This window comes from Aquitalea palustris (assembly GCF_003693445.1).
Taxonomy (GTDB): domain Bacteria; phylum Pseudomonadota; class Gammaproteobacteria; order Burkholderiales; family Chromobacteriaceae; genus Aquitalea; species Aquitalea palustris.
Map to the genome: position 1 here is coordinate 1 of NZ_RFAR01000169.1, position 515 is coordinate 515.

The 515-nt window shown below is 52.8% G+C and carries 1 protein-coding gene; it reads left to right on the forward strand.

Annotated elements, in window-relative coordinates; all coding sequences use genetic code 11:
* Positions 1-96: 96 nt before the first annotated feature.
* Positions 97-515 (forward strand): protein phosphatase CheZ (locus EAY64_RS20200; protein ID WP_147456263.1); only part of this gene is annotated, 419 nt, incomplete at its 3' end.

Genomic DNA, 515 nt, shown 5'->3' on the forward strand with positions numbered 1-515 from the left:
GAAGAAAAGATGAACAAGATCTTCCAGACCATGAACAAGTAAAACGAATAAACATAGCAAATAAACTTGCCTAGTCAGCACTGAGGAGAGGCTATCGTGCCGGATCACATTCTGGAAAGTGGAGATTCACCGGATCTCGAAGCACTGTTTGACAGCATTGCTGCCAGTCAGCAACAGCAAAAAGAACCAGAAGCAGCCTCGACGACATCGGCGGGGTCGGCAAGCACGGCAGCCAGCAACGAAACCAGTACCGCGGTCATGTACGAACAGATTGGTCAGCTGACGCGCAAGATGCATGACGCACTGCGTGATCTGGGCTACGACAAATCGCTGGAAAAGGTGGCAGATGCCATTCCCGATGCCAAGGACAGGCTGAGCTATATCGCCTCGCTGACGGAAAGTGCTGCAGAGCGGGTGCTCAATGCCACCGATCTGGCCAAACCCTACCAGGATGATCTGGAAAGTCGTGCCAAACTGCTGTCGGAACGCTGGAACCTGCTCTATGCCAACCAGCT